Raw genomic sequence first — 2,274 nt, 5'->3', positions numbered from 1 at the left:
CCTTACTGAAGGCGCTGACACCATTGACATATCAGACTTTGTTATGCCGGCAACCGTCAAGGCATTAGGTGGTGATGATACCATCACAACAGGAAACGCCACCACTACTGTTTTTGGCGGGAAAGGAAATGATACCATTGCCACGGCTCACGGGCAGCTCATTGCCTTCGGTGAAGACGGCGATGACAATATTACCGGCAAATACTACAATGATCGTATTTATGGCGGTGCAGGCGAAGACATCATTGATGCAGGAGATGGAACCAACTACGTCTTTGGCGGAGCCGACAACGACACTATTACAACTGGAAGTGGACACGACACTGTATATGGTGGAGCTGGTGATGACATCATTTACGCTGGCAATGGCCAAAACACGATCTCTGGTGGACTTGGTAATGACACCATACATGGCGGCAATCATGATGATACATTTATTTTCAATCTCGGAGACGGACACGACACCATCTTTGACAACACTGAAGAAACAGCAGGAACTTCTTTTAGCCGAGATAAAATAAGATTTGGTAAAGGGATTACAAGCGAGGACATTGTCATCACCCAAGATGGCAATGATCAACTCATTACCTTTAAAAACAGCTCAACAGACTCTGTGCGAATAAAAAATGTCGCGAGTCAAAACTACCTACAATTCGAATATCACTCTTCCTCAAATACCATCACAGGGACAGCCAATAACGATACACTCACGTCAAGTGCAAGCGGCAATACCGTTACCGGTGGACGTGGCGACGACACCATCTATGGCGGCATTGGCAATGACACTTACGTGTTCAACATTGGTGATGGTCATGACACCATCTATGACAATCCCGACGGAAAATCTGGTTCATACAGTGACAAAATTACCTTTGGAGAAGGTATTACATTTGACCAGTTAACACTCACGGTTGATGCGCAGGACTGGCTTATTACATTTAAAAATAACCCTGCTGATTCTATTCGCGTTAAGAATGTCATGACACAGTATTACAGCCGAATTGAATCTCTGACATTCTCAGACGACACCACTATCTCAACTTCCAACATCAAGTTTACCCTTAACAACCTCACCGAAGACATTGATATTGTAGACATGTCTGCCTTTGTTATGCCTGTAACTGTCAATGCACTTAGCGGTAATGATGTTATTACAGCGGGAACCGGCGCAACTACTATCTACGCCGGAACAGGTGACGATACCATTTCCTCTGCTGGTGGCTCAATTACTGCTTATGGTGAAGACGGCGACGACAAGATCACTGGCGGCGGCAATGCAGACTACATCTATGGTGGTGCCGGAAATGACACCATTGATGCTAGCTACGGTGATAACTACGTGTCTGGAGGAGCCGGCAACGACACCTTAACTACTAGTTCAGGGAAAGACACTATCGATGGCGGAGCCGGTGCTGACATTATCGACTCTGGGGCAGGAAATGACACTGTCACAGGCGGTGGCGGCAATGACACTATCAGACTAGGTGCCGGCAATAACACCGTTACTGGTGGGCTTGGCGATGATACCATCTACGGCGGCATTGATAATGACACCTATATCTTCAACATTGGTGATGGTCATGACACTATCTATGACAACCCCGACGGAAAATCTGGTTCATACAGTGACAAAATTACCTTTGGAGAAGGTATTACATTTGACCAGTTAACACTCACGGTTGATGGGCAGGACTGGCTTATTACATTTAAAAATAACCCTGCTGATTCTATTCGCGTTAAGAATGTCATGACACAGTATTACAGCCGAATTGAATCTCTGACATTCTCAGACGACACCACTATCTCAACTTCCAACATCAAGTTTACCCTTAACAACCTCACCGAAGACATTGATATTGTAGACATGTCTGCCTTTGTTATGCCTGTAACTGTCAATGCACTTAGCGGTAATGATGTTATTACAGCAGGAACTGGTGCAACTACTATCTACGCCGGAACAGGTGACGATACCATTTCCTCTGCTGGCGGCCCACTTACTGCTTATGGTGAAGACGGCGACGACAAGATCACTGGCGGCGGCAATGCAGACTACATCTATGGTGGTGCCGGAAATGACACCATTGATGCTAGCTACGGTGATAACTACGTGTCTGGAGGAGCCGGCAACGACACCTTAACTACTAGTTCAGGGAAAGACACCATAGACGGAGGGTCTGGCGCTGACATTATCGACTCTGGGGCAGGAAATGACACTGTCACAGGCGGTGACGGCAATGACACTATCAGACTAGGTGCCGGCAATAACACCGTTAC

General features: G+C 46.5%; 1 protein-coding gene. It reads left to right on the top strand.

What is annotated here, in order from left to right; translation table 11 throughout:
- Positions 1-2,274 (top strand): calcium-binding protein (locus SP90_RS16330; RefSeq protein ID WP_269449373.1); only part of this gene is annotated, 2,274 nt, incomplete at both ends.

This window comes from Halodesulfovibrio spirochaetisodalis (genome assembly GCF_001672295.1).
Classification (GTDB): domain Bacteria; phylum Desulfobacterota; class Desulfovibrionia; order Desulfovibrionales; family Desulfovibrionaceae; genus Halodesulfovibrio; species Halodesulfovibrio spirochaetisodalis.
This window is presented reverse-complemented; position numbering and strand designations above follow the sequence as displayed.